This is a genomic window from Kitasatospora sp. NPDC085879, from assembly GCF_040686255.1.
GTDB lineage: Bacteria > Actinomycetota > Actinomycetes > Streptomycetales > Streptomycetaceae > Kitasatospora.
The window spans coordinates 1-1,634 of sequence record NZ_JBFBJZ010000191.1; the positions used below are offsets into that span (position 1 = coordinate 1).

The window sequence follows — 1,634 nt, forward strand, 5'->3', positions numbered from 1 at the left end:
AGCCACTGGCCCCGGCCACCACTGCCGGCGACCTGGTTGCCTTCCGGCACGTACAGGGTTCCTTCGGGGCCGGCCAGCAGCTGGCCGTTCGGCGCGGACACCTCCACCCGCTCGCGCGCCACGAACCCGCGCAGCGCCGATACCTCCCCCTCGGTCAGCGGGGCCGCCAGCACCACGTGCGAGGGCATCGCATCCGCCCGGTCCGGTGCGTGCCGGAGCTCCTCCCACGTCGACAGCAGGCGTTCGACTCCTGCGCCCGGTGCCATGTCGGCGGTGCCGACCACCAGCCGGACCGCACCGTCCGGCCCGGAAGGCAGATTGCGCACCGCCGTGGCGAACGCGGACTCTCCCGCCGCCTCACCCCAACCCTCGGGCCGCACCCACAGGTTCCCGCGTGCTGTGACTTCCACCCGGTCCCCGCCGGACAGCCCGAACCCGCGCCCCGCGTCCCCCGCCGGGGCGAACGGCTCGAACCGGCCCGCCTGCGGCCCCTCCACCAGATGCGGCAGCATCTCCGCCAACCGCGCCGGCCCGTGCGTCTCCCGCGGACCATGCGGCCCCGCCACCTCGTGCCGCCCCGCCGGACCGTGCGACCCCGCCGGACCGTGCAGCGCCGAGACGGCGGCACCGTCGAAGGCATCCGCCGGGTTCGCGTTCGTCCTGCCCTGCGCCGTACTCATACCGACATTGGTGACGTAGTTGGTCACCACCATGTGCCCGTACTGCTCCACCCGGCCGGCCGCCGAGGACAGGACCGACGACACGGAACCGCGACCCGACGACACCGCCCCGGTGACGGCCCCCTCCTCCGCGGCGCCCAGCGCCCCGCCGACACCCTTGGACACCACACCCTTGGCGGCGGCCCAGCCCACACCCAGACCCATTCCCACGGCCCCGGCCGCACCACCGGTCAGCGCCGCCCACCCCACCGACTCCCAATTGATCTCGTCGATGTCGCCACGGGCAAGCTCGATGCCCTGCGCGGCCACATCCACCACGGTCATGAAGACCGCACCCGAGGCGATCGCCTTCAGCAACGCCAGAAACCACCGGCCCAGGGCGGCCAGCATCCCCTCGGCGGTCGCTTCGAACGCGGCGATGAGCGCCAGCGACGCGCCCTCGGTGAACACGGCGGTGGCCACCGCCCACGCGATCGACGCGATCAGCCACGCCGCGATCTCCAACGCCTGGATCTTCGCCTTGACCACACCCGCACGCGTCTCCCGCAGGCCCGCCGCGATGCTCAGCGCCGCCTCGCGGGTCTGCTCGAGCCCACTGCGGTCCAAAAGCTCGCCGACACCCCGGTCGTGCGCCTGCCGCGCGTCACCGCGCCAGCCCGGCACGTGCAACGACAACGACGCCAGCGTGTCCAGCAACACCGCCGCATCACGAGCCAACTGCCCATGCATGTCCTCGGCCGCCTGCATGCCGTCCTCGTCGGCGGCAGGCCACGTGCCGACCAGATACTTCGACACCGTCATGGCCCACGGCGGAATATCAATCGACACCCCTCACCTCACCCCGACCCACGGAACGAAACACCCACAACCTCAACCGGGAAGCCACCAGGACCGGACCGAAACCACATCCAGCATCCAGCCCCACAACCCCCCACCCCCGAAAATCACGCCACA

1 pseudogene is annotated in these 1,634 nt (G+C 72.2%); it reads right to left on the reverse strand.

The annotated features are described in order from the left end of the window. A pseudogene (locus tag AB0P35_RS42050) lies at positions 1 to 1,508 on the reverse strand (hypothetical protein); the annotation flags it as partial. Positions 1,509 to 1,634 lie beyond the last annotated feature (126 nt).